The 25794-nt window shown below is 38.8% G+C and carries 31 protein-coding genes; 7 read left to right on the forward strand and 24 right to left on the reverse strand.

Annotated features, from left to right (window positions below; genetic code table 11):
- The 3 genes from VB797_RS06590 to VB797_RS06600 form a co-directional block, all read left to right on the forward strand.
- The coding region (locus VB797_RS06590) for a hypothetical protein (protein ID WP_323236865.1) at positions 1 to 711 on the forward strand (711 nt) is incomplete at its 5' end.
- A 363-nt stretch (positions 712 to 1074) separates the two neighbouring features.
- The gene (locus VB797_RS06595) at positions 1075 to 2667 is read left to right on the forward strand and encodes a M36 family metallopeptidase (RefSeq protein WP_323236866.1); all 1593 of its coding nucleotides are present in this window, start codon (positions 1075 to 1077) and stop codon (positions 2665 to 2667) included.
- Between the two features lie 366 nt (positions 2668 to 3033).
- The gene (locus VB797_RS06600) at positions 3034 to 3576 is read left to right on the forward strand and encodes a hypothetical protein (RefSeq protein WP_323236867.1); all 543 of its coding nucleotides are present in this window, start codon (positions 3034 to 3036) and stop codon (positions 3574 to 3576) included.
- Positions 3577 to 3632: 56 nt separating this feature from the next.
- On the opposite strand, the gene VB797_RS06605 is transcribed toward VB797_RS06600, so the two are convergent.
- From VB797_RS06605 to VB797_RS34955, 6 genes are all read right to left on the reverse strand, one after another.
- Positions 3633 to 4196, reverse strand: a complete 564-nt coding sequence (locus VB797_RS06605) for a rhodanese-like domain-containing protein (protein ID WP_323236868.1) — start codon at positions 4194 to 4196, stop codon at positions 3633 to 3635.
- A gap of 158 nt (positions 4197 to 4354) precedes the next feature.
- On the reverse strand, positions 4355 to 5047 hold the full coding sequence (locus VB797_RS06610; RefSeq protein ID WP_323236869.1) for an MBL fold metallo-hydrolase: 693 nt from the start codon (positions 5045 to 5047) through the stop codon (positions 4355 to 4357).
- 99 nt (positions 5048 to 5146) lie between these two features.
- Positions 5147 to 5833 (reverse strand): PepSY domain-containing protein, encoded by a 687-nt coding sequence (locus VB797_RS06615; RefSeq protein WP_323236870.1) that lies wholly within the window; start codon positions 5831 to 5833, stop codon positions 5147 to 5149.
- Positions 5834 to 5899: 66 nt separating this feature from the next.
- Positions 5900 to 6286 (reverse strand): DUF302 domain-containing protein, encoded by a 387-nt coding sequence (locus VB797_RS06620; protein WP_323236871.1) that lies wholly within the window; start codon positions 6284 to 6286, stop codon positions 5900 to 5902.
- A 109-nt stretch (positions 6287 to 6395) separates the two neighbouring features.
- Positions 6396 to 6980: a hypothetical protein gene (locus tag VB797_RS06625; protein WP_323236872.1), complete on the reverse strand. Its 585-nt coding sequence runs from the start codon at positions 6978 to 6980 to the stop codon at positions 6396 to 6398.
- A gap of 55 nt (positions 6981 to 7035) precedes the next feature.
- The gene (locus tag VB797_RS34955; RefSeq protein WP_416350844.1) at positions 7036 to 7221 is read right to left on the reverse strand and encodes a PKD domain-containing protein; all 186 of its coding nucleotides are present in this window, start codon (positions 7219 to 7221) and stop codon (positions 7036 to 7038) included.
- On the opposite strand from VB797_RS34955, the gene VB797_RS34960 reads away from it, so the two are divergent.
- Positions 7193 to 7324 carry a phage integrase N-terminal SAM-like domain-containing protein gene (locus VB797_RS34960; RefSeq protein ID WP_416350846.1) on the forward strand — a complete coding sequence of 44 codons (132 nt, stop codon included), beginning with the start codon at positions 7193 to 7195 and terminating at the stop codon, positions 7322 to 7324. The two genes, VB797_RS34955 and VB797_RS34960, sit on opposite strands and share 29 nt — an antisense overlap.
- A gap of 122 nt (positions 7325 to 7446) precedes the next feature.
- On the opposite strand, the gene VB797_RS06630 is transcribed toward VB797_RS34960, so the two are convergent.
- The gene (locus tag VB797_RS06630) at positions 7447 to 8127 is read right to left on the reverse strand and encodes a TetR/AcrR family transcriptional regulator (protein ID WP_323236873.1); all 681 of its coding nucleotides are present in this window, start codon (positions 8125 to 8127) and stop codon (positions 7447 to 7449) included.
- A 185-nt stretch (positions 8128 to 8312) separates the two neighbouring features.
- On the opposite strand from VB797_RS06630, the gene VB797_RS06635 reads away from it, so the two are divergent.
- Complete coding sequence (locus VB797_RS06635; protein WP_323236874.1) at positions 8313 to 9344, forward strand: NAD(P)-dependent alcohol dehydrogenase; 1032 nt, start codon at positions 8313 to 8315, stop codon at positions 9342 to 9344.
- A gap of 83 nt (positions 9345 to 9427) precedes the next feature.
- On the opposite strand, the gene VB797_RS06640 is transcribed toward VB797_RS06635, so the two are convergent.
- The 13 genes from VB797_RS06640 to VB797_RS06700 form a co-directional block, all read right to left on the reverse strand.
- Positions 9428 to 10327, reverse strand: a complete 900-nt coding sequence (locus tag VB797_RS06640) for a F0F1 ATP synthase subunit gamma (RefSeq protein ID WP_323236875.1) — start codon at positions 10325 to 10327, stop codon at positions 9428 to 9430.
- Positions 10328 to 10762: 435 nt separating this feature from the next.
- Entirely contained in the window at positions 10763 to 11278 is a 516-nt protein-coding gene (locus VB797_RS06645; protein ID WP_323236876.1) for a response regulator, read from the reverse strand.
- 24 nt (positions 11279 to 11302) lie between these two features.
- Entirely contained in the window at positions 11303 to 11428 is a 126-nt protein-coding gene (locus VB797_RS06650; RefSeq protein WP_323236877.1) for an ATP-binding protein, read from the reverse strand.
- A gap of 1065 nt (positions 11429 to 12493) precedes the next feature.
- Positions 12494 to 12751, reverse strand: coding sequence for a DUF1816 domain-containing protein (locus VB797_RS06655; RefSeq protein ID WP_323236878.1), 258 nt, complete (start codon positions 12749 to 12751; stop codon positions 12494 to 12496).
- Positions 12752 to 12759: 8 nt separating this feature from the next.
- Positions 12760 to 14283, reverse strand: coding sequence for an alternate F1F0 ATPase, F1 subunit alpha (locus VB797_RS06660; RefSeq protein ID WP_323236879.1), 1524 nt, complete (start codon positions 14281 to 14283; stop codon positions 12760 to 12762).
- 138 nt (positions 14284 to 14421) lie between these two features.
- Positions 14422 to 15180, reverse strand: a complete 759-nt coding sequence (locus VB797_RS06665; RefSeq protein WP_323236880.1) for a F0F1 ATP synthase subunit B — start codon at positions 15178 to 15180, stop codon at positions 14422 to 14424.
- A 3-nt stretch (positions 15181 to 15183) separates the two neighbouring features.
- A complete protein-coding gene (locus VB797_RS06670) occupies positions 15184 to 15453 on the reverse strand; it encodes a F0F1 ATP synthase subunit C (RefSeq protein ID WP_323236881.1) in 270 nt (89 codons plus the stop codon).
- A gap of 54 nt (positions 15454 to 15507) precedes the next feature.
- Complete coding sequence (locus VB797_RS06675; RefSeq protein ID WP_323236882.1) at positions 15508 to 16185, reverse strand: F0F1 ATP synthase subunit A; 678 nt, start codon at positions 16183 to 16185, stop codon at positions 15508 to 15510.
- Positions 16186 to 16276: 91 nt separating this feature from the next.
- A complete protein-coding gene (locus VB797_RS06680; RefSeq protein WP_323236883.1) occupies positions 16277 to 16558 on the reverse strand; it encodes an ATP synthase subunit I in 282 nt (93 codons plus the stop codon).
- Positions 16559 to 16702: 144 nt separating this feature from the next.
- On the reverse strand, positions 16703 to 17005 hold the full coding sequence (locus VB797_RS06685) for an AtpZ/AtpI family protein (RefSeq protein WP_323236884.1): 303 nt from the start codon (positions 17003 to 17005) through the stop codon (positions 16703 to 16705).
- Positions 17002 to 17394 carry a F0F1 ATP synthase subunit epsilon gene (locus VB797_RS06690; RefSeq protein ID WP_323236885.1) on the reverse strand — a complete coding sequence of 131 codons (393 nt, stop codon included), beginning with the start codon at positions 17392 to 17394 and terminating at the stop codon, positions 17002 to 17004. The genes VB797_RS06685 and VB797_RS06690 overlap by 4 nt, the downstream gene beginning before the upstream one ends.
- A 71-nt stretch (positions 17395 to 17465) precedes the next feature.
- Positions 17466 to 18845 carry a F0F1 ATP synthase subunit beta gene (atpD, locus tag VB797_RS06695; protein WP_323236886.1) on the reverse strand — a complete coding sequence of 460 codons (1380 nt, stop codon included), beginning with the start codon at positions 18843 to 18845 and terminating at the stop codon, positions 17466 to 17468.
- A gap of 51 nt (positions 18846 to 18896) precedes the next feature.
- Positions 18897 to 19145, reverse strand: a complete 249-nt coding sequence (locus tag VB797_RS06700; RefSeq protein WP_323236887.1) for a hypothetical protein — start codon at positions 19143 to 19145, stop codon at positions 18897 to 18899.
- A 202-nt stretch (positions 19146 to 19347) separates the two neighbouring features.
- Here VB797_RS06700 and VB797_RS06705 point away from each other — a divergent pair, with 202 nt between their 5' ends.
- A complete protein-coding gene (locus VB797_RS06705) occupies positions 19348 to 19830 on the forward strand; it encodes an adenosine-specific kinase (RefSeq protein WP_323236888.1) in 483 nt (160 codons plus the stop codon).
- A 283-nt stretch (positions 19831 to 20113) separates the two neighbouring features.
- Here the strand turns inward: VB797_RS06705 and VB797_RS06710 are convergent, their stop codons facing one another.
- The 4 genes from VB797_RS06710 to VB797_RS06725 all read right to left on the reverse strand — a co-directional run bounded on the left by VB797_RS06710 (position 20114) and on the right by VB797_RS06725 (position 24225).
- Positions 20114 to 20593, reverse strand: coding sequence for an Hsp20/alpha crystallin family protein (locus VB797_RS06710; protein ID WP_323236889.1), 480 nt, complete (start codon positions 20591 to 20593; stop codon positions 20114 to 20116).
- Between the two features lie 999 nt (positions 20594 to 21592).
- Positions 21593 to 22579: a zinc-dependent alcohol dehydrogenase family protein gene (locus VB797_RS06715; RefSeq protein WP_323236890.1), complete on the reverse strand. Its 987-nt coding sequence runs from the start codon at positions 22577 to 22579 to the stop codon at positions 21593 to 21595.
- Positions 22580 to 22745: 166 nt separating this feature from the next.
- Positions 22746 to 23483, reverse strand: coding sequence for a dienelactone hydrolase family protein (locus VB797_RS06720; RefSeq protein WP_323236891.1), 738 nt, complete (start codon positions 23481 to 23483; stop codon positions 22746 to 22748).
- A gap of 82 nt (positions 23484 to 23565) precedes the next feature.
- The gene (locus tag VB797_RS06725) at positions 23566 to 24225 is read right to left on the reverse strand and encodes a phosphoribosyltransferase (protein ID WP_323236892.1); all 660 of its coding nucleotides are present in this window, start codon (positions 24223 to 24225) and stop codon (positions 23566 to 23568) included.
- Between the two features lie 318 nt (positions 24226 to 24543).
- Here VB797_RS06725 and VB797_RS06730 point away from each other — a divergent pair, with 318 nt between their 5' ends.
- Positions 24544 to 25650, forward strand: coding sequence for a class I SAM-dependent methyltransferase (locus VB797_RS06730; RefSeq protein WP_323236893.1), 1107 nt, complete (start codon positions 24544 to 24546; stop codon positions 25648 to 25650).
- Positions 25651 to 25794 lie beyond the last annotated feature (144 nt).

The following is a 25794-nucleotide window of genomic DNA, read 5'->3' on the forward strand; positions in this document are numbered from 1 at the left end:
AAGGCTCGAATTAATTCAATCAAAAAAGATTATCGAGAATTGATACCTGCTAATATACAGGTTCCCGACGATGATGGTTCTTCTTTTATACCTCCTAGTGCCACAGCTACAGCTGGTTTTTTATTCGACTTATTACCCTTTTTTAGAGTGAATAAGACTTTCACTGGGACATCAGTTGACGTAAACACCAAAGCATTTGTTGCAAAACTAAGTTCTAAATTTCGAGAGGCAGATCGATCTAAAGTATCGGTTTATTACCCAGCAGAATATCCTTTGATTAGAGAAGATGCAATTGAAAGTGTTTTTGAGGATATTAGTAATTTGCGACGGTTTCAGCAACAAGCACAAAAGACAATTCCTAATTTGACTCCAGAGCAGCTCGCTAAATTAAAAGAAGTCAATAAGTCTTTCGATCGATTAGTTGGGGAATTAACTAATCAAAATACAGGGAAAAGTCTTTTGGAAGCCATTGCTAGTTCCCGAAGTCTTCAATCAATTGTAGATTCCGGGCAAAATAAGATATATTTTCTATCTGTGGAAATTCTTGCTGGTGGTACCAACCGTACAAGCCAGACTTTTCTGAGCAATCGCTTGCGTCATAGCGGTGGTGTAATTGTGAAATATATTGTTTACGACAGAAATGCATTGATTGTGCTTTCTAATGTCCACGATTACCATACTGGTTTCACAAAGGTTCGTGGTTCTAAATAAATAAAGAGAGATAGGTAATTATAAAGCCAGAAGCGAGTAGGAAGCAGGAGAAGAAGAAATTACCTATCTCTTACAAACCGTGAATAGGGATAAATTTACAAGTTTTAGATTTGAAGCAACCAGATTGTAAAAGTATATTTTATACCTTGAGAGAATAATTCTAAATTTCAATTACAGGAATATTAAGACTCAAATCTATGCACAAATAGTCTTTGCAAAAAATATACTTTAAATCAAACTGTTGAAAAAACTTGCATCATTTTTAACTATTAGGTAAATTCCCTCACAAGTTCCTCACATTTTTGTCCTAATTTTGAAATCGAAGACAACAAGCAAATTAAACAAAGAAAAAGGAGTATTCATATGTTTCATGAAGAATCTAGCTTACGTCATCCTGCTAACAGAAATCGTATTGATGCCCTATTATCCGACAAAGTTGTACAACCAATGGCTTTTGCTTCCCAAGAAAGCAAAGCACTTTTAGAAAAGCGTCCGGGAGCTTCTCTTAAATGGAATACCATGACTGGAACTCCTAGCTGGATCGAAGGTAAACTATCGATGGCAATGGCAGGTAGTGCGACTGGAGCCAGTCAATCCTTCTTGATGGAAAACTCTAAAGTTTTAGGGATAAGTGCAGACGATGCAGAAGAACTAACTCAGATTGATTCCTTTGATTGGAACGGACTACAGTTCATGCGTCTCCAGCAAAATCATCAGGGATTACCCGTTTTTGGGGCAAGTGTTTTGGTAGGTGTAGATGATAAGAATCAAGTTCGGATGGTGACAAGTGGTCTGCGTCCCCAAATTTCCGTTCAACGTAGCGAGAAGACTATATCTCTGAAAGAGGCTCGTCAGATTGCTCGAAAAGATTTGGGAGAAGCAATGGAGTTGAGGGGTGCTATTACCCACAAAACTGTCCTTTATCCCACCAAGCAGGGACACGTAGAAACCTATCACTTAACCGTTCCGGCTGAAAACCCCTTGGGTGACTGGGAATACTTCATCGATGTCCAGAATGGGGAAATTGTGGACAGCTACAACTCGATGATGTTCCATTCAAATTACTTTGCTCCTCGGGCAAGAGTTTACCCTGAAAATCCAGAGGATACAGCGCTGAAAACCGTGATGTTGCGCGATATCAAGTCTCCCTACAATAAATTAGATGGTGAATATTGTAAGGTAATTAACGAAGACGCACCAGCAGCAATGGCAAGCAGCAATTATCGATTTGACTTTTCTCCTGAGAATACCCATTTTGATGAATGTCAGGTCTATTATGCTGTAGAAAAAGTTTACCAATACTTTCTCGATTTAGGATTCAGAGGATTTAAAGTTAACAACGTCTATGGCAAGGCTAACAGTGGACAATTAGCTGCAAACGTTCATACCGGAACCAATTACGATAACGCTTATTACAGTCCTGCAACAGGACAAATTTACTTCGGTGATGGCAGTTATCCAGGGAATGCCTACGGACTCAACGACTTGGCTAAGGAGGTCGATGTAGTTGCTCATGAGTTCACCCATGCCTTAATAGATGAATATCACCCTGGTATGTTTGGAACTGAAGGAGCAGCACTACACGAAGGTTATTCTGATTATTTCGGAGCCTCTTTAACAGATGATTCTGAAGTCGGAGAGTATGTTGTACCAGCCCCCGAAGCAAGTGGAGTGATTCGCAATTGCGACAATAACTTAAGATATCCTGATGCTCCAACAGAACCTCATGCTCGCGGTAAAGTTTGGGCAGGAGCTTGCTGGGACTTGAGGAAAGAACTGGGACAAGAAGTTTCCGACTTCCTGATTTTTGGTAGTGTACTTATTTTGGGAACAACTTCCCCTACATTCAAGTACGCTAAGGATATACTCCTACTGATCGATCAATACTGGTGTGGTAGCGAGTATAAAGCAACCATTAAGCGGATCTTTGAAGCCGAACGAGGAATTCCTGTTTAATATTAGTGCTTGATTGCATTAATTATGATGGGTTCGTTTTCCCCGGAACCGTCGGGAGACGTAGCACTGCTACGTCTCTACAAACCGTTAAAATAAATGAAAAGAATTACTATTACTCCACTCTCTCCTGATTTTTGGAGAGGGGTGAGTATAATTCGTAATTCGTAATTCGTAATTCGTAATTCGTAATTCGTAATTCGTAATTAATGCCCCATAAATTAAATTTAGGGGCTTCGGTAGAGTCATTACCACGGATAAATCCGTCTTGCTCAGACCTTAAAATTTTACTCGGTGAGGTTCGGACAATTTCTGAAACTACAAAATTCACGATTTATAATCCCCTGGCTGTGATGATATTGTAGGATTATGAACAAGCGTTTCCTTCAACAACTGATTTTAATCACCATTTTTATATCTTTTTTAGGATTCATAACTGTTATGGCAATGGGTACACTTAATCACAATCCTTTCCCCAAGCAAGATGGTAATCTAATTGCAGAGTTAGAATTTAAAGATGGGCAGATGGGCTTTGTAGGTATTTCTGGAACATCTTGGACAATCCTTCCTGATGGAACCTCTAGGGCTAATCGTTTTGTTAACGATACAGTGTCATCTGCTTACAAAACCTGCCTTCTTGATAAACGGGAGTTAGCAAGTATTGCTAAAGTTCTATCCGATGTTAATTTCGCCGAACTCCCTCCTGATATCCCATCCGAACCAACTATTAATCCCCACCTTCTCACTGTTCGTGTAGGAGAAAAATCATCAACACTGCAATTGCAAGCTGGTGAAACTATTGAAAATGCTTTGAAAACAGAGCAAAATAAACAGGAAACTCCTCGATGGAAATTCTTGACTGTTGCAGGGGAAATCAATCAACTGATACGGAAAAACTGCGGTGATTATTAGTTAGGTGCTAGCAAAAAAATACCGTAAGTGATGCCGCTAATAGTAGCCATTGCTATTCAAACCAGCATATCTTCGGGGTCAACTTCCGGTTGGTTGTAAGGTAATTTCGCTAGTAACAGTGCCATAGCGCAAGTATCTGTGATTCCAGCAAATACTAATCCAGCACCTACAAAACCACTGAGAATAAGAAACCACGGAGATACAAAAGCACCTAAAACGGTTCCTAAGAATACTAAAGAACCTGCTACAATTTGAACTTGGCGAAACATACTAATTGGTGCTTTTTTATTCATCTGAGTAGGATATCCTGCATTTTTCCAAGTTGGCAAACCTCCTTTTAAATGAATAACTTCTTTAAAACCCGCAGCAAACATTTTATCGGCAGCTTTAGCCGAACGATTACCTGACTGACACTGTAAAACAATCTTTCTGTGTGCTTCGTTTGATATTTTTCCAGGATGAAAATGAGAAAGAGGCATTAATTTAGCACCAGGGATATGTTCGCCTGCAAATTCGTTTTTTTCCCTAACATCAATTAACAATGCTCCATCTTCTTCCATCAATTGCTTGAGCGTGGCAGCATCAACTTCTTGCAGTTTGTTTTCAACAAAGCTCGTCATAATGATATATCCTTTTTGAAGATAAATACTCATTTTAGTCACCAGTGAGCAGTTATGAGTTAGGAGTAATTAAGATCAAAGTTCAAAGGTCACCTTGTCCCCTTGTCCCCTTGTCCCCTTGTCTCCCTATCCCCCCATCTCCCTATCCCCCCATCCCTTCATGCTGCAACCCTACCGCATAGCTCATTAGCTGGAACTGCTTCCATGATTTTTTTCGGATTGGGAAGGTCTAAATTGTTCATTAATTCGATAAATTCTGAGCGGTTACGTCCTGCAAACCGAGGATTGAATTGTTTTTCTTCACCGATAGTGGAAACTGTGTGTCCTCTGTAGTCGTGGGCTGGATAAACTAATGTTTCTGGAGGTAGAGTAAACAAGTTTTGTGTTACTGAGTCGTATAAAGTGCCTGCATCACCATTTTGAAAATCGGTACGACCGCAACCGCGAATAAACAGCGCATCTCCAGTTAATACCCGGTCTTTATTAACTAAATATGCCATGTGGCAGCTTGTATGACCGGGAGTTGCGATCGCCTTAATATTTACCTTACCAACTCCGAGACTATTACCTGCTTTAATTCTAACATCTGCACAAGCTACGGTTGAGTGTTCCGGAACTACACCCAAACAACCTGTAAGTTGACGAAGTTTGTCAGTACCCGTGATATGGTCGGCGTGTACGTGGGTTTCTAAACAGCAGTCTAGAATTAAACCCAATTCTTGAATTAATTTATAATCTCGCTCTACCTGTTCTAGTACGGAGTCAACTAACACTGCTTCTTTCGTTGACTCATCCGCTATCAGGTAAGTATAAGTAGAAGTTTCGGGATCAAACAATTGACGAAATATCATGATGCAGTTCTCCTGTATGGTTCGTATAGGTTCTAATTACAACTTAGGAAAAGAATTTGAGGAACTTATGAGGAAAATGGCGATTAGCGATGTTATGTGTCAACTCTCTAAATCCTGTGATGGGTGACGACGCTGACGAAATATTCCTGTTTGATTTATTCCTGTAATCAGCATGATAATTAATCCCAAACCTACCAACAGAACATAAATTGGCTTGAAGAAATCCCCTAGATAGCTTCCTTGATGAATTCTCAGAAAAATTGCTGCATTCTCCGAGGACATTCCAAACCAGCTTTTTCCCAATCGATAAATTACACCCGTTACCGCACTTACTGTTAAAGGTAAAAATACAATGGGTGCGAATATACGGTGAACTTTACGAACATTGAGTTTTCTTGGTTGAGCAGCACGATTTTGACGCTCATAAGCTGATGTGCAGCTAAATTGTATAACAGGAAAACCTGAAAATATTGTAGTGCGAGCATCTTGCTCGCTAGTATTATACAAATTAAATGCGTAACAGCTTATTCCACTCATACTCAAACCAGTAATAATCATTCCTAATAGTCCCAAACCAACTAAAAGCACGTAAATCGGTACTAGTGGAGTTCCAAGATATTCTCCTTGATGAATCATCATGAAGATATTTCCTACCTTGTTTGACATTCCAAACCAACTTTTTCCCAGTCGGTAAATAATTCCTGTCAAAGCACTAATTAACAAAGGTAGAAAGATAATTAAAGCAGTTTTACGATGGAGTTTACGAAAGAATCCAGATGCAGCCATGATTACTCCAAATTGAATAAGCGTTAATTAGTAAAGCGATAATCGAAAATCAAAATTTGCTAGCCATCATAAACTATCAATTACTGTTTTTAGCTTACTTCTTACCTGTTCGGCTATATCCTTAAGCAGCGGATTGCTGATAGATTGCATTGAAGCAACAGGATCTACAGCAGCAATTTCTACACTATCTTGCTCTTTTTGCTGTACGATGACATTGCAAGGTAGCATCGTGCCGATTTTGTCTTCTGCTTCTAAAGCTTTATAGGCTGATGATGGTTCGCAAGCACCGAGAATAGTGTAGCTACGAAAATCCACATCGAGCTTTTTTTCCATGACTTCGGCAACGTTAACTTCTGTAAGCACGCCAAAACCCTGTTGTCTAAGTTGAGCTTTCACCTTTAAAATTGCTTCGGAAAAAGGGATATGCAAAATTTTACTGAAATAATAACTCATGATTTATGATCCAAAAACGATTAGCTAATTCAATCAAATGTATGTTTTTTCCAACCACTCCACACAGGGAAACCATCTTGCGATCGCAGTACTAAAGGTAAATATATTTTTATTCTGCCTCACATAGGTAAGGAAACATATCTAAAAACCAATCTGATTCTTGTTGTTTTCTGTCACTCCATAAAGAAAAACCTTTTTGATCGCGTAACTTAAATATAGTATCTTCTTGCTTAACTTCAGCCGCAAGAATGGCGCTTTCTCCCTTTAATATAATTCTCGAACCTGTTATTTCTACCGTATCGTTTGGATTTATTTCAATATCTTGATTTTCGATATACCAAACTGGTGCTAAGTGAACGGGAATAGTTTCTTTATCTGTTTTTACCTGTAGACTTACACCATTTCCAACAGTATCTACACTCAAAACTTCCCCTTTAATTGTTTCTACAGTTTCAAGATTGTAAATGATATCATTGTAACTTTCATAGAACCATTGTGGACATTCATTTGGGGCTATATTTTCGGAAAACTTCTGATGAACTTGTGATATTTTTGGGGTTGTATCAAAACTAGAATTAGAAGATAAAAAAAACTTTTGCGAAGAACGAAAAAAACTACAACCTGTTAAAAGTTGCAAGGATAACGCAAAAGCGAATACATAAATTAGCACTTTAGGGCATCGTATTGTTTTCATAAAAGCCCTCCTAGCTTCATAGCAATAATTATCTTTCTATTTCCAAATTAGGTAATTAATTTGAGGAAGTTGTGAAGAAATGGGAGTCGGTAATCGTTAACTTAACGGTGTAAGTACCATTTTGACTGTAATTATGACTTGGATTGAGAAATTCTTCTCTCTCCCTCACTCCCTCACTCGTCAAAACGCTACTATCTCCAAACTCCCACTGAATAGTATGGTCCCCAACTGTCCGCTCCAATCGGTTTGTTAGCGTTCAAGAAAAAGTCTCTGCTTCTACTCACAATCAGGCTTTTAATGCACTTTTATTTTTATATCGAGAAGTTTTAAATATCGATTTATGACCAAACGAGCGATCGCCATAGACCAGTCTTTACCTATCGCGCCAAACAAAATCATCGTGGAAAGCCTACCTCAAACATTCTCCACCATAAACCAAAATAACAAATCGATTTTAAATTAATTCCTATTTCTCACCCTGTTGCCTTTCCCGCAACCGTTCCAAACCATCGAGAATCAAATCCAACCCAAACTCAAAATCATGCAAACCATCGTACCGACCTTCGATGACGTAATGGGCAAGTCGATTCATGTAGGGATACTTCTCTGGAGGAATAAACGAGATAAACTTTTCTGCCTGTTGGGCATATTCCCCAGGCTCGAAAGGGAAATTTAACTCTTGGAGCGTAAACCCATAAATGTGGTTGTCGATCGCATTCCAAGCATGATCGGCAGTCTCAAAGGAAAAACCAGCTTCCCGCAAACATCCCAAAGTCGCATCAACATAGCGCAACATTGCCGACCCCACATTCACCCGCGACATCATTGCCATTGTAGCCCAAGGATGACGCAACAATACAGTGTGTGCCGAGATTGCCCGTCGCCGCATGGCTGTTTTCCAATCAATTTTCGGGTCGGGTAACTCAATTTCTGCAACCACCATATCGACAATCCCATCCAAGATATCGTCCTTATTGGTGACGTGATTGTACAGCGACATTGCCTTGACACCAAGTTCCTGGGCAATTTTCCGCATCGACAGCGCTTCAATCCCATCCCCATCTGCCATCCGCAGCGCCACTTGCAATACCCGCTCTCGACTCAAAGGCAATGGGGGCAGCGATTTCGAGTTACTCGTTTTTTCCATTTCATCCCGGTTACATGAATTTTTTCTAGCCTGAAGTCAATCTTAAATGATTTATCTTGACAAACTTATAGTGTAAGCTAAACTTACAGTGTAAGGTAAGCCATAAATATTTGGGTGCAACTGATTTTTGAATTCAGATGCTCCTTTAGTCCAGAAAAACACCCAAGCAATAATCCTGAAAACCAATGAATAATTCCGATCAAACGGTCCAAAAAATGAAAGCGATCGCCCAATATGAATACGGCTCTCCCGATGTGTTGAAAATGGAGGAGGTTGATCGACCAGTTGTGTCCGATAACACTGTGCTGGTTAGGGTGCGTGGTGCTGCTGTCCATGCTGGTGACTGGCATTTGATGCGGGGCAAGCCGTTTTTTATACGTTTCATTTACGGAGGCTTACGCAAGCCTCAAACTAAAATCCTGGGCTGCGATGTCGCAGGAGAAGTGGAAGCCGTGGGGAAAAATGTGACCCAGTTTCAACCAGGCGATCGGGTTTTTGGTGATTTATCGGAATCTGGTTTTGGTACATTTGCCGAATATGTCTGCGCTCCCGAAACAGCTTTCGCCTTGAAGCCCAATAATTTGAGCTTTGAGGAAGCTGCAACCGTTCCCGTTTCTGCCCTGACAGCACTCCAGGGACTGCGAGATGTAGGACAAATTCAACCAGGATACAAGGTATTGATAAATGGGGCTTCCGGTGGTGTGGGGTCGTTTGCAGTCCAGATTGCCAAGGCTTTTGGGGCTGAGGTGACTGGTGTATGCAGTGCGGGCAAAGTCGAAATGGTGAAATCGATTGGTGCGGATTATGTTTGCGTTAGCGAAGCGGCTCCAAGGGAGCATCGCACTCAAATCAAGTCTAAATTAAATCAGCACTACTACGATTTAATACTCGATAATGCTGCCTACAATTCACCTTTTGATTATTTCCCATTCTTGAAAACCCCAGGTACTCTCGTTGTGGTTGGTGGTTCGATGCCGCGATTATTTCAAGCCATGTTTCTCGATTTGGTCACTTCTAAAATTGGTGGTCGAAAAATCAAGTTTCTGGCTTGTAAACCCAACCAAAATGATTTAATTGTTTTAAAAGACGCGATCGAAGCTGGTAAAATTCGTCCTTATGTTGATCTAGTCTATCCTTTGAGCGAAGTTCCTGCGGCAATTCACCAGTTAGAACAGCGACAAGTGCGGGGGAAAATCGCAATTAGAATTGATGTGTAATCCTGCATTTGGTGTGCCTTACTTTACCTCAAAAAGCATAGTTATTTTGTTCGCGTTGAAAGGGCTGCCCATCTCCCCATCTCCTATTCCTTTGAGTTAAGAGCTTCAAAGCCGGAAACAATATCAAGAAGTTCCGAGGTGATGGAACTTTGTCGTTGATGCCGATGTTGTGAGTTTAGTTCTGTTAACCTTTCTTCTATGTTCTTTTGGGCTGCTTGCATGGAGGAAAGACGACTGGCGTTTTCGCTGGCTAAGGATTCTGCAAATGCTCTATACAAAGAAACGAAGAGATATTGACGCACTAAAGCTGAAAATAATTCATCCCAATTCATTGTAAATGTTGGTAGTCCTTGGGAATGCCATGCTTGTTTTTCCAAACGCTGCAACCATTGAGCATTCATAGGTAGAAGTTGCACGCTTTCGGGACGATATGATGCGCTAGATAAGGATTTATTGTAAAAAAGCATTATTTGATCAACTTTGGGAAATTGCCAATTTTCAATCATTAGTAACATTTCCTGTACCATCGGTGTAATTAACGCGACGGAATTGGGTAAGGTAAATTGCGCGGATATTGGTTGCTTCGCTGTTTCTAAGTAAGGAATTAAGCGTGTACCTACTGCTGCAACGATAATTTCTGGTTGTGGTTTTTGGTGAATTTGTTCTATGGCGTAGGATGCTATTTGTTCGTTAAATTGACCGCATAAACCGTGGTCTGAACCAAATATAATTACACCCAGAGTTTTAGTTTTTCTATGATTAGTTAAACCTTGGGGTAGCATCATGGGTTGTTCGCTAAAGTAACGATGTCGAAGCAAAATTTGTAACCCCATTTCAACGGTGCGGTTATAGTCTGCGAGGGCTATTACTGCTGTCTCATATTGGCGAATGCTTACCATTGCTAAGGCTTTCATGGTTTTGACCACAGATTGCAAGTCTTGAATGCTTTCAATTTGTGCTGTTAATGCTTCTAGGCTTTTCATATTTCATAACGTATCATTTTATTGTTACTCAAAAAGCTACTTATTAAAAAATCAACTTTTTGGAATATTTTTTGGTTTTCCTCACAAGTTCCTCATATTCTTATAGTAACTTTAATAGGTAGCAATTGAAAGATTAATAACTTCCTGGTTCCTTAAATTGTTAAGTAACTTTACTTTACCTGTATATGCTCTTTTGCAAGTTCCTTCCATTTCTATAGGTGTGAAGAATTGATCTGTCATTTGCACTAGCTAGGGGCTGCTAAATGGCAATGCATTTTTTGCACCTATTTTTTTACATCAATTTTATTTAATCAGGTTATAAAAATATTTGATATATATATAAATCATGTAGAGACGTTGTACTGCAACGTCTTTAGTAGAAATCAAGGTCAACATAAGAGCTTCTAAAATATTTCATTATGATAAAGAAATATTTTATGATTCGGATACATTCAGAACATTATTAACCGTTGTCAACAGTTCTTCTGCGGTATAAGGTTTGGGTAAGAATACTTCAGTCGGAATATGTCCCGCAACTTCTTTATTATTTGATATAAATCCACTCATCGCGACAAATTTAACTTTTGGGTTCAATTTTTTTAATATTCCGATAGCTTTTGCACCATCCATTGATGGCATCATCATATCTATTAAGACTAGCCGGATTTCTTTAATATGTTGGACATATACAGCGAGTGCATCAATCCCATCAATAGCAGTTAATACCTGATAATTATATCTTTCTAAAGCAATTTTGGTAACGTCGCGAATTAAAGCTTCATCATCAACAACCAAAATCAGTTCTCCATTACCTCTAGGTGTTTCACTATATGAATTTTGTTGATACCTTTCAACAGCTTGCGATGCTCTCAAGTAGACTTTGAAACAAGTTCCTTGTTTGTCGCTATATACATTTACAAAGCCACTGTAACTTTTAACAATACCCATCATGGTGGAAAGACCTAAACCCGTGCCTTAACTTTTTTCTTTGGTGGTAAAAAACGGCTCGAAAATACGGTCTAATATTTCTGGAGGAATACCAATCCCCGTATCGCAAACTGTAATTACAATGTAATTTCTTGGTTGGGCATCAGGATGCATTTGAGCGTAGGTTTCGTCAATAGCGAGATTTTTAGCGTACCACCATCAGGCATTGCATCTCGGGCATTAATACAGAGATTGAAAAGTTAGCCATATAGTTTCCTCAGCAATACATTATAAATAGTGCAAATAGCTTGTAATATAACACGAGCGAGCTAGAAGCATATCCTTACGGACACACTACACGTTCACTGGAGGTGCGGCTAACGCACTACAAATTTATTACCCTAATCACAAATCTCAGTAATATGACTTAAGTATTAATAAATTATTAAATACTATAGGCAAAGCATTATTTTTTACAAAAGAATATTATTCCTCACAAGTTTCTCACATTTGCTTTGTAACCTAAAAAGCATAGGTAAGTAACCGTTTTATTTCAGATTGTTAGGCTTTATAGCTGAACATCTTGATTAACCAAGCTTTCTCACCTATAGACAGTAATATCAACAAGGAGTTTACAAATACCAGTAGTATGTAACGTTACCCAAATTATTCAAGATAGGACTGTAACTATCAGCGACCCAAAATTTGTATGCTAAAAAACATTCAATACCGGAGTTCGCTAGTCAGGTTCAACGGGATTCTTTATCTTCAACGTCATGTAAAGGTAAAACTGAGTAACAGAGTCGTTAGAAACATATCCCGTTACGGCAGTTTGAATAATGCCGATCGCAACGAAAATGCTAAATAATTAGCAAAAAATACGTAAATCTCCAGCTAGATTAATACAACAAACACACACAGAGGTAATTACAATGTCTAATCACGAAAGTGTTTCTTCTGAAAATCAAAACATACTTTCCGCAGCGTACTCGGTTGGACAAGAGATAAAAATTGGGAATATGACTATGGTGCAATCATTCTTCCCAATAACACATTAGGTAATCGAGTCGGTTGGTTTGGATTTGCTAATCTTTCAACTAGTTCGCTCTCGAACCTATTGATAAATAACTCTGGCTATCCTGCTGACAAGCCTTTTGGTACCCAATGGTTTAACGCAGGTCGGATTTCCAGGGTAACTGACGTAGCTACGTCTCTACATTTTTGTTGGCTGTTATCAAATTATTCTTTATAGACAGTCAAAGTTTTCGGTTTACACTTCTTAATTTCAACATAAATTCCCGAAGCATTTTCCTCAATTAAATCTTCGATATAACCATTTTGATTCAGTTTAGCTTCTTGAGGATTATCGAAAGGACCGAAGTAATAAATACACTTGGGTTGAGCCGTTCTAATTTTTACCCAGTACGATTTACTTGAGTTATTGATAAAAGGCAAACTTTTGATGAAAGGAAGATTTTCTAGAACAGGAAGATGCATGAAAAATTTTACTCCTTAATTGTTTGTCTAGCTATTTTCAAAATTGCTTGATATTCTTCGTCGGTTAATTTTTCACCCGTTTCGATACTTTTACAAACAGATGGTAATTCTCTCCTCACCATTTGACAAAGTACTTTACTTACCTCTTCAATTTCTTCTAAAGACACTGAGTCAAACACACCACTAGTTACTGCCAAAAGCACCGCTATTTGTTCGGCAACTTGCAGGGGTTGAAATTGCGGTTGTTTGAGTATTTCCCGCACTCTTCGTCCTCTAATCAAAGTATTTCTGGTTTGTTCGTCGAGTTGCGTACCAAAACGGGCAAATACTTCTACTTCTTGGAATTGAGAATAAGAAAGTCGTAAATCTCCAGCGACTGCGCGATAAGCACTTAACTGAGTTTTACCGCCAACTCGCGAAACTGATTTACCTACATCTATAGCGGGGAAAATGGCTTTTTGAAATAAGTCTGGAGACAGATATATTTGACCGTCTGTGATAGAAATTAAGTTGGTGGGAATATATGCGGAAATGTTTTGCGCTTGTGTTTCTATTATAGGTAATGCAGTTAAGGAACCACCCCCATATTCATCGTTGAGATGGGTTGAGCGCTCCAATAACCGTGAATGAATATAAAAAATATCTCCCGGATAAGCTTCTCTACCAGGAGGACGACGCAGCAACAGCGATAGTTCTCGATAAGCCCTGGCATGATGGGTAAAATCATCATAGATAATTAATACATCACGTCCTTGCTCCATGAAATACTCTGCCATTGTCGTAGCTCCGTAGGGCGTAATATACTGCAATCCTGGAGAGTCTTGACCGGAAGCAACTACAACAACCGTGTATTCCATTGCTTGGTGTTGACGCAGAGTCTCAATTACTTTCGCTACTGCTGAAGCACGCTGTCCAATAGCGCAATAAACGCAGATAACGTTTTTATTTTTTTGGTTGATAATTGTATCGAGAGCGATCGCCGTTTTCCCAGTTTGTCTATCCCCTACAATTAACTCTCGTTGTCCCCTACCAATTGGGATCAAAGCATCGACTACTTTTAATCCAGTTTGCAAAGGTTGCGTTACCGGAGCGCGGTTAATAATTGGCGGTGCTTCTCGCTCTACAGGAAGACGCTTAGTAATTTCAATACTTCCCCCTTCATCTAAAGCATTACCCATAACATCCACAACTCTACCCAGAAGTGCCTCTCCGACTGGCACATCCATCACTTTACTAGTGCGGTAAACTTCATCACCTGCCTTTAAATAGTCGCTTTCCCCTAATAAAATCACACCAATTTCATCGGGATCGAGATTAAATGCAATTCCGAATAAAGCTACTTGCGCGTTAGATGAAGGAAAATAAAGCAATTCATCTGCTTTAACACTGGGTAAACCAGATACGCGAGCAATACTTTTTCCTACGGATTTTACTATGCCAATTTCCCTGATGTTTATCTGAGCATGGTGATTATTTAATACTTGTTCAAAAGTTGAGAATGTATCTTCTATGACTGATTGTAATAGTTTCATGGTTAATGGGCATTGGGCATGGGGTGATGGGGATGAAGGAGTAAGGAATAGTTAAACAGCCAGGGAGCAAGATGCTCCCACTAAAATTTATTTTCTAATTCCTAATTCCTAAAGGTTACTGAGCTTGTCGAAGTACTCCTAACTATTCATTCCTAACTCTTGAAAACGCGATTCTAATGTTTGTAAATAATCATCTAAATTCCAGGAAATTACGTATGCTGCTAGTTTGACTTGAATACCGCAAATTAAATCGGGTGATGTATGAAACTCTAAAGGATTATCGCTAATAACTTTAATTTGCAAAGCTTTGGCTATTTGTTGGCGACTTTCTGGGGATATTTCAAAACTACTTTTTATAATTATCGGTTGATGTGATTTTTGTAGAGATTGAGTGATGATTTGTTGTTGATTATCATCGATTTTTTGTAAGTGCTGACAGAAATTAGAAATCATTTGTTGTTCTAAATCTGCATTTGCTAAATCTTGCAAAGCCTGACGCGCAATTAAATTAGTTTGCTCTGCTATTTGTTGTCGCAAGGAGCGGATAAAATCATTTTTTTCTTGTAAAAGTGCTTCTTTCCATTTCACCTGCATTTCTTCGACTTCCCGACGTGCTTTAATTAAAAGTTGTTGATGTTCTCGATCAACTTCTTTAACCATTTCTGCTGTCATGGCTTCTTTTTGCTGCTGTAATTTTTGTTGCTGCTGACGATAAGTATCTGCTTCCTGCTGTGCTTCTTTTTGAGCAATTTCAGCATCTTCCCATCGTGTTTCAATCATAGTTTGCCGTTTTTTGATTGTTTGCATTATGGGTTTATATAAAAAGCGCTGGAGTAAAAAAACCAGTATCAGGAAGTTGATTATTTGAGCGATAACCGTAAACCAATTTATTAGCACGGTTTAGCCTCCTTTAAAATGTTCCCAAAATGGATTGACGAATAGTAAAATCATCGTTACTACAAAGCAATAGATAGCAGTAGATTCAATCATTGCCAAACCTACGAAAAGCGTGCGAGTAATGACGTTTGCCTTATCCGGCTGTTGGGCGATCGCACTTAAAGCACGAGCAACAGCAATCCCTTCACCCAAAGCAGGTGCGATCGAACCAATTGCGATTGTTAACCCAGCAGTTACAATCGATGCCATACCAATTAAACCAAGATTATCCATAGTTTAGTAGTTAGTTGTTAGTGGTTAGTAGTTAGTTGCTTAAACAAATAAGAATTATTGATTTTGTCGTTGGGTACTAGTTGCGGAAGCGATATATACCATTGCTAACATTGCAAAAACGTATGCTTGAATTAGTCCGAATACTAATCCCAATGCCTGCATAACAATTGGAAAAAATAACGGAACTAATGACAAAAGAATGGCTACAAGCATGGTACCGCTCATAATGTTGCCGAACAATCTTACTGCTAATGCTAGAGTGCGAGAAAATTCCCCAATAATATTAAATGGCAACATAAATATTGTAGGTTGAATGTAATTTCGTAAATACCCGAAAAAACCGCGTTTCATAATCCCAAATAACGGTACGGCTACAAATACACATAAAGCCAAAGCCGTTGTTGTAGAAAGCGAACCAGTTGGAGGTTGATATCCGGGTATAATTGCCAGGGTATTGGAAACGGCAATAAATAGAAATAAAGTGCCAATAAAACCAATATATTTTGTGGCTTCTTGTTGACTCACTTCATGAATTTGGTTGGCAATTCCTTCGACGATTATTTCTAATAAACTTTGCCAGCGGGATATTTTCGGGTTTACTGATAAATTGCGAGTTACCAACCAAGAAACTATTACCAAAAATGCCATTACCAACCAAGTAAATATAATTGTGGCATTTAAAGTAATTGCACCCGATTGCCAATAAATAATGTTGTCTGGACTAATTTCCATAATCAAAAAAATAAGACTAGTTTATTCCCTCTGCGTACCTCTGCACTTTCCTCCGCGCCCCTTTGCGTTTAATAAAGAAAATCATGACCAATTACCTAAAAAAAGTCCTCGGCTTCCAACGTCTAATTAAAATACTGCGTGCTAAAACAAAGCCGAATAAAGCAATAAGCAATAGTTGCCAACTTCCATCCATAATTAAGTAAAAGCCCAATATGGTAATACTTAAACGACCGAGCAAACTACCTATAATTAATAATATCGGTTGTTGTGTTGTCGGCAGTTGTCTTACTGTTACCCAAAGGCTACTAAAGTAAAATATTCCAATCGCAAAACCGGAAGTTAAAGCTAGTAATAGATGCATCGAATAATTCATGTTTACTCCTCCTCAAGTGGTAATTTTCCGAGTAAATAATCCAAAAAAATCGGTATCATAATGCTGGTTATAGTCTTAATCAAGATAGAAAGGGTAAGAGCTACACCCATTAATAAAATTACTAACGGTAAAGTTTGCACCGATTCAATCATCGCCACCTTCGCGTTCAATCCAATACCAAGCATTTATACAACCAAAAACAACACCAACAAACAGCAGCATCAAAGTCCAGGAATATTGACTGGGAAACTTAGCATCAATCCAAACTCCTAACGCGATACCCAATAAAGTTGGAACTGCGATCGACCAACCAATAATGCCAAACATCCCCAAACCAAACCAAACGGTGTGATTTCCTTCTCGTCGCGCTTTCAACTTGCGTTTTGATTTAACATTTACCTGTTCCTCAAAATCTTCCCAAGGTTCGTGAGGCTTCTTAGATTTCATGTTTTACCTCCAACTTCTAGAAAACCGTGTATAAAACTAGCTTCTAATTTCGCCAATGCATTACGAGTCATCTGTTCTCTTTCATCCAAGGAAAGAAACTCTTGTTCCACAGTATTTTTCAAAGTTTCTAAATCAGTTCCCCTAACAGCATTTCGCACTGACACCAACACCTCAGAGCCACATTTCACCAAAATACCTTCATCTACTGCTAAAAAAACTTCTTCTCCCTCACTTGATTCAAACAACAACAATCCCGGAACCAATCCAGCCACAAAATCAACATGATTGGGTAACAAACAAAAAGAGCCATTTTCAGCTTCAGCCGTAATTTTGCTCACCGCTTCATCTATTAATACTTCTGTTGGTAACAATACTTTTAATTGCATCATAATTACTTGCGATTGGAAATAAAGAGGGGGAAGAAATGACCGATTACCGATTACCAATTATCAATTACCCATTACTTAACTTCATCAATCCCCCCAATCATATAAAGTGCTGCTTCTGGATACTCGGAAAACTCATCATTTAAAATCCGTTCGCAACCATCGAGTGCTGCTGATAAACTCACCAACTTACCCGCTTTACCGATAAACTGTTCTGTAGAAAAGAATGGCTGAGTTAAAAACCTTTCCAAACGTCGAGCGCGATAAACTGTTTTTCTATCGTTTACTGATAACTCTTCAATCCCCAACATGGCAATGATATCTTTCAAATCTTCGTAGTTTGCCAGAGTTTGACGCACAGCTTGAGCTATTTGGTAATGACGTTTACCCGCAATCGTCAGCGTTAACATTTTAGAGCTTGAACGTAACGGATCAACTGCTGGATAAAACCCTTCGCTGGCACGTTTGCGAGATAATACTATTGATGCCGATAAATGACCAAATGTGTGGACTGCTGCTGGATCTGTAAAATCATCTGCTGGAACGTAAACTGCTTGTACTGAGGTAATTGCACCTTTAGCGCTACTGCTGATTCGTTCTTCTAACTCAGCTAATTCCGTGGAAAGAGTTGGTTGATAACCGACGCGAGAAGGTAATTGTCCCATCAAACCGGAAACTTCTTGACCCGCTTGGATAAATCTAAAAATATTGTCTATTAAAAGTAATACATCTTGTCGAGCATCATCGCGGAAATATTCAGCCATCGTCATCGCTGCATGACCTACACGAAACCTTGCTCCCGGCGGTTCGTTCATCTGACCGAACATTAAAACGGTGTTATCCAAAACACCAGCATCCTGCATTTCTCGATAAAGTTCTTCTGCTTCGCGGTTCCGTTCGCCAATACCGCAAAATAAACTAATTCCCGAATGCTGGCTAACCATATTGTGAATCATTTCGGTAATCAAAACCGTTTTACCAACACCGGCCCCACCGAATAATCCGGCTTTACCTCCTCTTTCTAAAGGTGCAAGCACGTCAATAATTTTGATCCCAGTTTCTAATATTTCCGCAAAAGTTGATTGTTGAGAAAGCGGGATAGAAGCTTGATGTATAGAACGCCATTCTCCCCCGTTTAGAGTTTCTTTCCCATCAATAGCATCTCCAAATACATTAAACATTCTACCCAGCAAGCGTTTACCTACAGGTACTTGTAATGTATGTCCCGTATTAATGACTGTAGAACCACGAGCTAAACCAGAAGTAGGTGTTAAAGCGATACCTCGAACAATCTCATCGCTCAGATGACTGACAACTTCGATAATTATTTGCTCGTCTTCACCTGCTCTCAACTGAGTATAAATTTCTGGAAGACATTCGCAAAACTGAACGTCGATCACGCTGCTCCTAACCGAAACAACTTTACCGAAGCTGGTTTTATTTAGTACAGCCATGTGTATTAATTCCTTTGTCAAAGTTTTTGTTACATAAAAACTGGATTGATTTTATGCATTACCTTGAAAATGGTTTTCACCTATATGAAGTTGTTTTTTGCTATTTTTCAAATCTTTCCAGAGTTTTTTTATTTCTTGATAAGCTTCTTCTGGCGAAATTTTACCATTCGTTTCAAGGTTGCAAATATAGCTTGCTTTCTGAGCAAATTCTTGGAGATTAGCATCAAACACTAAATTCTCTGGTTTGACTTTTCCGTGATAAGAAAAGTGAGGGTATAGGAAATCAGATTTCGCAGTCATAGCTATCTCCTGGTCTTATATCGGCTTGCTCGTATACAAAACACATTAAATAACAAATTTGAGGATTCTGTGAGGAAAAGCAAATTTAATTCGGAAGATAACACCTTCACAACTTCCCCACATTCTTTTTTTAGTATCAAAATAAGATTATGTTATTACAAATAATCATTTTAAAATATTCTTTACTTGGGTTATAAAAGTTATGAAACTCAAAACAGTTGCAGTAGAAATTCCTGAAGATTGTAACATTATCATTGGTCAAAGTCATTTCATCAAAACTGTTGAAGACTTACATGAAGTCATGACTGCAAATTCAACACAAGTTAAATTTGGATTGGCTTTTTGTGAAGCATCGGGAGATTGCTTGGTGCGACACTCAGGAAATGACAAATATTTACAGGCAGTTGCTCAGAAAAATGCTTTAGCGGTAGCCTCCGGACACTGCTTTATCATCTTACTAAAAAATGCTTATCCGATGAATTTTCTCAATACTATTAGACAAGTTCCTGAAGTTTGTAATATTTTCTGTGCTACTGCGAACCCCGTACAGGTAATAGTGGCAGAAACTGAACAAGGGAGAGGTATTATCGGCGTTATTGATGGATTTTCTCCTAAAGGTGTAGAATCTTCTGAAGACATGATGGAGCGCAAAGATTTTCTCCGTCAGGTTGGATATAAACTTTGATAGGACTTACGCAACTGGCATATTTTGGTCGTAGGGTGCTGTGACACTTCGCTTGATTTATAACGCAATAATAAGGTTTATGTGTCACGCACCGTTCCCTCGGTCTTGTGACAATTGCGGCCATTCCTGTTTGATTTAAAAGGGAACGGGGAACAGAAAAATTTCCTATTAAAAAAATAGTACTATGTGTCATTTGGCGAAATTCTTAGTAAGAATCAAAACAGATAAAAGACGTTGCACTGCAACGTCTCTACGTTATTTTCGGTAAATAACTAACAATTATTTATTTAACGTTGATTTTCACAGCTTTATGCTTCTCACCTTCAAGCTTGGGCAAGTTAAGCGTAAGAACACCGTTTTTGTATTCTGCTTGTGCTTTATCATTCTGAACGTGGGCTGGTAAAGGAATTTTCCTTTCAAATCTACCGTAGTGGAATTCTGAGCGTACCATGCCTTTTTCTTCTGTCTTTGTTTCGGACTTACGCTCTCCGCTAATAGAAACAGAGTTTTCAGTAACATCAACGTTCAAGTCTTTAGCTTCCATTCCTGGAATTTCTAATTTGAGCTTGATTTCCTCGGCTGTTTCTTCCATTTCTGCAGAAGGTATATAGTTGAGTGCAGAACCTCCGTTACCGCTTGGCATAAAGCCCTCCATCAAGCGATTCATTTGCCGTTGCATTTGGTCTAGCGCCCACATTGGCTCTCTGGAAAAAGGCTCCCAGCGTTCTATTTCTTGAAAAGGTTCCCAACGTTTAATTGCCATAATAGTTGCCTCCTGCGGATTTCTTAATTGAAGGTTTTGAAATCTTTCACTTTAAGTGTAGAAAAAGAATTTGAGGAAGTTGTGAGGAAATATTTTTTAAACCACGATAATGGAATAAGTAGGTAAACGCAATTAGATATAAGATAAAACCTTACCCTCAATCCCTCTCCTTATCAAGGAGGGAAGCCGGAGGCAAGGTGAGGTTTTACATTTAATTTGATCCACTTACTTACTCATTTAATTAATAATATATATAGATAAATAAATTTTCATAAATATATTGATATTTCTCAGTAAATTCACTATTGACAGATAGATAATTATAGATAGATAAAAGTTCGGATTCATCGGGAGATCCGACTATGAACAAAATACTAAAGAATGCAATTGCCTTCACGGCACTTTTGACCTTAAGTACGTTAGCTTTACCCGCATTTGCTCTTGAGGCAAATTCAACAGAAGGTGGCGCAAAAGAGGTTTTAGTTGCTCAAAGAATTAGCCGACGTGGATCTCAATCTACCACAACCCGGTGTACTACTGTCCGCCGGACGAAAAGATGGCTATACCAGCGTTGTCAGAGAACTACGTGTTCCAGAAGAGGCACGCGAGGAACACTAAGATGTCGGGTCTTAAGTACTTGGAGAAGGCGGATACTCCGCACATCCGGAAGATTTTCGAGAGGAGAAATACCCCGCACATCCGGAAGAATTTAGAGAAGAACTAGATTAACTTAGATATAAATGATAGACCCAGGTCTAAAACAATCTACAATTTCTCTTCTGATTAATAGGATCGGGAATGGCCGCAATTGTCACAAGATCCTGGTTGGTGCGTGACACGAAAACCTGATTATTTCGTTAAAAATTAAGCAAAGTGTCACAGCACCCTACGAGTAAAATATGCCAGTTGCGTAACTAATGATGAATAATTACGATGTAGAGACGCTATACGTAGCATCTCTACAAATGTTTTGGTTATACGAAAAATCAATTTCATTATTCAATCAATAACTAACACCGCAGCGCCATTGATTTTACCGTTACGAAGTGCTTCCAATGCTTCATTCGCAGCAGATAAAGGAAAAGATTGTACCTGAATAGTAATAGGAATTTTAGGAGCTAACGTAAGAAATTCTTCTCCATCCTGACGAGTTAAATTGGCAACAGAACGCACCATTCGCTCTCCCCATAAAATATCATAGGGAAAAGATGGAATATCACTCATATGAATTCCCGCACAGACAACTACTCCTCCTTTAACAACGGCTTTTAATGCTGCTGGTACTAGATGTCCTGCTGGTGCAAAAATAATTGCTGCATCTAACTTTTGAGGTGGTAACTCGTCGGAACTACCAGCCCATACAGCACCTAATTCGCGAGCAAATTTCTGCCCCGAATCATCTCCAGGACGAGTAAAAGCATATACTTCTTTTTTTTGGTAACGAGCAACTTGCACTAAAATATGAGCCGCTGCACCAAAACCATAAAATCCTAAGTTTTGGGCATCACCAGTCATTCTGAGAGCGCGGTAGCCAATTAAACCAGCGCATAATAAGGGTGCAGCCTGTAAATCTGGATAATTAGCAGGAATAGTAAAGCAAAAGCGCTCATCTGCAACCGTATATTCCGCGTAACCGCCGTCTATTTGGTAGCCAGTAAATTGGGCGTAGTCGCATAGATTTTCTTGGTGAGCGCGGCAGTAACGACAGCAATTACAAGTATGTCCCAGCCAAGGTACTCCAACGCGATCGCCGATTTGAAATTGACTTACTTCTTTACCAACCTCCTCTACGATTCCCACAATTTGATGTCCCAATATTAGCGGTAACTTGGGATTTACTAATTCTCCATCGACAATATGCAAGTCAGTTCGGCAGACTCCACAAGCCCGAATACGAATCAAAACCTGTTTAGAGTTAGGTTTTGGCATGGGTACGTCTGACATTGATAATTCAAATCCGGGCTTTTGTAAAATCATTGCACGCATTACTCAAATCTCTAAAATGGGAAATTGGGCATTGGACATTTTGGATTTTAGATTTTGGATTAAAGTGTAATTGTTATTTCTGATTTTAGGACAAGAATAATCCAAAATTTAGAAATTAAGTTTAATGTCAATTGAGTAAGGAAAAAGCCAATCCAAAATCCAAAATCTAAAATCTAAAATTGATTTGGTGCCAAGGCATTGCATGAATGAAAAGTTCTCGCTGTTGAGGCGATCCAAGATAATAAGCGAACCAACTACTTGCTAAACGGGCTACTTCATCTAAAGCACCTGGTTCGCTAAATTGTTGAGAAGCACCAGGGATTATTTCGAGTTGTTTTTTGGATGCTTGAATATGCTTGAATGCATCTTGATTCATTGCAATTAACGGTAAGTCATTTTCACCGACAATCAGTAAGGTTGGGGCTTGTACGTAAGCTAGAACATTTGATGTTAAGCAGGTTTCTCCGCTACGCGAAACTATTGCCCCTACAGACATCGGACGTTGTGCTGCTGCGAGTAATGCTGCTCCCCCACCAGTGCAATCGCCAAAGTAACCAACTTTCAAATGACTGGTACTATCGTTATTGAGCAACCAATCGGTTACACCAACTAATCTTTTTGCTAAGAATTGAACGTTACTGCTACAATGTTTGCCTATTAAGCCGATTGCTTCTTCTTCAGGAGTTAATAAATCTATTGATACAGTTCCAACTCCTGCTGTTTGACGCATGACATGAGCAAGGTAACGATTGCGAGTACTATAGCGTCCAACACCATGACCATGTATAAATACAATAATGGAGTTAGCATCTGATGGTATTATCAACTCTGCTTGCAAATTAACAGAACCTATTTTAATTGAAACTACTTTTTGTTCAATATTGTTTAAAGCATTAGTAGTCATTGCTACACCCTCCCAAATATTATATCGGCGAAAAAAATAGTTTTTAAAAGCAAATTATCCCCAACGCCCCATGCCTATAATTTCATACTGCATTAGCAATTGTTGTAGATTTTTTAAGTATTTGATGTACTTGGTCGTCGCTCGTTTGCGAGAAGTTTTCATACCACAAACCAACAGCATGGAAAGGTTCTGGTATCTTCAAACATACAAGCTTATCAACTTCGGCTTGTAGTTCTTTGCAGACACTACAAGGTGCAACGGGAACCGCGACAATTATCTCTTTAGGCTTTTGTTGTCGCATTAAGGCAATAACTGCACGTATGGTTGAACCTGTAGCTATACCGTCATCAACAAGTATTACTGTGCGATTTCTCACATTCAGAGGAGGACGGTTTTCTCGATAAGAGTATTCGCGTCTTTGTAATTCCTGTAATTCTTTAGCTGAAACTTTGTCGATTATCCTATCGGATATATTCCATTCATTCAAAATATCGTAATTGAGTACTCGCACTCCATTAGCAGCAATGGCACCCATCGCTAATTCTGGATGATGTGGAACGCCCAGTTTTCTGACTACGCAAACATCAAATGGTACATTTAATGCCTTTGCTATTTCAAATCCCACCGGAACACCTCCACGAGGTAAAGCTAATACAATTACGTCTGAGCAATTTGTATAGGCTTTGAGTTTTTGAGCCAAAAGTTGTCCGGCTTCAGTACGGTTGCGAAATGTAATTGTCACTTATATCACCTCCTTAAAAATTTAAGAAGTGTTGACTTGCACTTTATGCTTCATTTTTCCCTCTTAATTGAAATATTTATTCTTCCATCTTTAGTTATACAGAAATAATTTGAGGAAGTTGTGAGGAATCATTTCCACGGGTATTAAACGAATCAGACTATTTGGATTTACCTGAATCTTTACAAAAGGTTATGAAGATACAGTATGACCTTCACAAGTTCCTCATAATCTATTGCTTAAATTCAATCGGAAAGTATGGAGTATTACTACGTATAATCTCCATTTTATCCACGTCCCATACATTTCAAGAAAGAGAATATGATGAGAAGCTTATCGGAAATCAAAAGATTTCTTTTATTTATCCCTGAAATGATTTTTTTTGGTCTAAGCTATGCCAGATTTTTGTACTGGGCAAGAAGTACACAAATCTTAGACCCTCAAGAAACATGGAATAGATTTACTAAGCCTAAAAACTTTTTATGGGAATGGTTTCTTGATAACTATCCCCCAGCTATCATGAGACGACTTCTTTGTAATTTCTCCTCTCTCCGATTTCGAGACCACGCCAACGCTATATCACAGCATTACGATTTGTCTAATAAATTTTATGAACTATTTTTGGACAAAGAGTATATGTTTTATAGCTGTGCTGATTTCTTAAAAAGCACGGATACTATTGAGGACGCTCAAGAAAACAAGGCAAACTATATACTTAACCTGATTGATCCAAAATTTGGTGAAAAGATTTTAGACCTTGGTTGTGGATGGGGAGCGATGCTCAAAAAGATATACGAGACAACTAAGGACAAAAAGCATCTCTATGGATACACGTTGTCTACAGAGCAAAAGAAGTTTATTGAGGAAAAATACGGTTTTAATGTTGAATTAAAAGATTTTATCACCACTGAATATGAGCCAGAATCCTTTGACAAAATTTACTCAATAGGAAGCTTAGAGCATGTGCGGGAAGACGAACTACTAGCATTCTCCAAAAAATTATCGCAAGCCATAAAGCGTGACGGAAAAATTATTCATCATTTCTTCTGTCGGATAGGAGATGTTATTCCCACACGTCTTCTTGTGGGAGGAGTCGCAATATTTCCGGGCATCGATTTGGCTAACCTTAAGAAATATCTAGACGTTTTTGAACAAGTCAACCTTGGAGTAAAACACCATTCTGTCCACGATTACCGTCCTACCCTAAAAGCATGGTTTGACCGTTTGGTTGCCAACAAAGAAACAGCTATTCAACTAGTAGGGGTTCAAACTTATAACAAGTATCTGTGCTATTTGGCTGAGGCTTGGCGGTTATTTGATGACCGTGATTTAATGCTGATGAGGTTCGTGTTGCAACGGCAGGATGCACCAATGGCATTGAAAACTTCAGTTACATCAGATGCATCCCACTTTTTGCAGAAAGTGTAAATATCCAAGCAGGGCATCCGTTTCTTTATGCCTTAGCAGTTTTGCAAGAAGCGGATGCATTACAATTGCTAACTCAATTGGTTGGAGAAGAAAAGGTAAACCAAGAGTTAGAAAAAACTAAAGAACTTTGTCAACGTCGGGTAA

Source organism: Rivularia sp. UHCC 0363, from assembly GCF_034931125.1.
Classification (GTDB): Bacteria; Cyanobacteriota; Cyanobacteriia; order Cyanobacteriales; family Nostocaceae; genus Rivularia.

Coding starts and splice junctions, on each gene's coding strand:
- VB797_RS06625 (WP_323236872.1), bottom strand. CDS start 6,980: ATGAAAACAATACGATGCCCTAAAGTGCTAATTTATGTATTCGCTTTT.
- atpD (WP_323236886.1), bottom strand. CDS start 18,845: ATGGCTGTACTAAATAAAACCAGCTTCGGTAAAGTTGTTTCGGTTAGG.
- VB797_RS06630 (WP_323236873.1), bottom strand. CDS start 8,127: ATGGAAAAAACGAGTAACTCGAAATCGCTGCCCCCATTGCCTTTGAGT.
- VB797_RS06595 (WP_323236866.1), top strand. CDS start 1,075: ATGTTTCATGAAGAATCTAGCTTACGTCATCCTGCTAACAGAAATCGT.
- VB797_RS06680 (WP_323236883.1), bottom strand. CDS start 16,558: ATGAATTATTCGATGCATCTATTACTAGCTTTAACTTCCGGTTTTGCG.
- VB797_RS06650 (WP_323236877.1), bottom strand. CDS start 11,428: ATGCATCCTGATGCCCAACCAAGAAATTACATTGTAATTACAGTTTGC.
- VB797_RS06610 (WP_323236869.1), bottom strand. CDS start 5,047: ATGATATTTCGTCAATTGTTTGATCCCGAAACTTCTACTTATACTTAC.
- VB797_RS06715 (WP_323236890.1), bottom strand. CDS start 22,579: ATGCGTGCAATGATTTTACAAAAGCCCGGATTTGAATTATCAATGTCA.
- VB797_RS06620 (WP_323236871.1), bottom strand. CDS start 6,286: ATGAGTTATTATTTCAGTAAAATTTTGCATATCCCTTTTTCCGAAGCA.
- VB797_RS06640 (WP_323236875.1), bottom strand. CDS start 10,327: ATGAAAAGCCTAGAAGCATTAACAGCACAAATTGAAAGCATTCAAGAC.
- VB797_RS06600 (WP_323236867.1), top strand. CDS start 3,034: ATGAACAAGCGTTTCCTTCAACAACTGATTTTAATCACCATTTTTATA.
- VB797_RS06675 (WP_323236882.1), bottom strand. CDS start 16,185: ATGGAAATTAGTCCAGACAACATTATTTATTGGCAATCGGGTGCAATT.
- VB797_RS06635 (WP_323236874.1), top strand. CDS start 8,313: ATGAATAATTCCGATCAAACGGTCCAAAAAATGAAAGCGATCGCCCAA.
- VB797_RS06670 (WP_323236881.1), bottom strand. CDS start 15,453: ATGGATAATCTTGGTTTAATTGGTATGGCATCGATTGTAACTGCTGGG.
- VB797_RS06705 (WP_323236888.1), top strand. CDS start 19,348: ATGAAACTCAAAACAGTTGCAGTAGAAATTCCTGAAGATTGTAACATT.
- VB797_RS06660 (WP_323236879.1), bottom strand. CDS start 14,283: ATGAAACTATTACAATCAGTCATAGAAGATACATTCTCAACTTTTGAA.
- VB797_RS06655 (WP_323236878.1), bottom strand. CDS start 12,751: ATGCATCTTCCTGTTCTAGAAAATCTTCCTTTCATCAAAAGTTTGCCT.
- VB797_RS06685 (WP_323236884.1), bottom strand. CDS start 17,005: ATGAAATCTAAGAAGCCTCACGAACCTTGGGAAGATTTTGAGGAACAG.
- VB797_RS06720 (WP_323236891.1), bottom strand. CDS start 23,483: ATGACTACTAATGCTTTAAACAATATTGAACAAAAAGTAGTTTCAATT.
- VB797_RS06700 (WP_323236887.1), bottom strand. CDS start 19,145: ATGACTGCGAAATCTGATTTCCTATACCCTCACTTTTCTTATCACGGA.
- VB797_RS06645 (WP_323236876.1), bottom strand. CDS start 11,278: ATGATGGGTATTGTTAAAAGTTACAGTGGCTTTGTAAATGTATATAGC.
- VB797_RS06615 (WP_323236870.1), bottom strand. CDS start 5,833: ATGGCTGCATCTGGATTCTTTCGTAAACTCCATCGTAAAACTGCTTTA.
- VB797_RS06710 (WP_323236889.1), bottom strand. CDS start 20,593: ATGGCAATTAAACGTTGGGAACCTTTTCAAGAAATAGAACGCTGGGAG.
- VB797_RS06690 (WP_323236885.1), bottom strand. CDS start 17,394: ATGATGCAATTAAAAGTATTGTTACCAACAGAAGTATTAATAGATGAA.
- VB797_RS06730 (WP_323236893.1), top strand. CDS start 24,544: ATGATGAGAAGCTTATCGGAAATCAAAAGATTTCTTTTATTTATCCCT.
- VB797_RS06605 (WP_323236868.1), bottom strand. CDS start 4,196: ATGACGAGCTTTGTTGAAAACAAACTGCAAGAAGTTGATGCTGCCACG.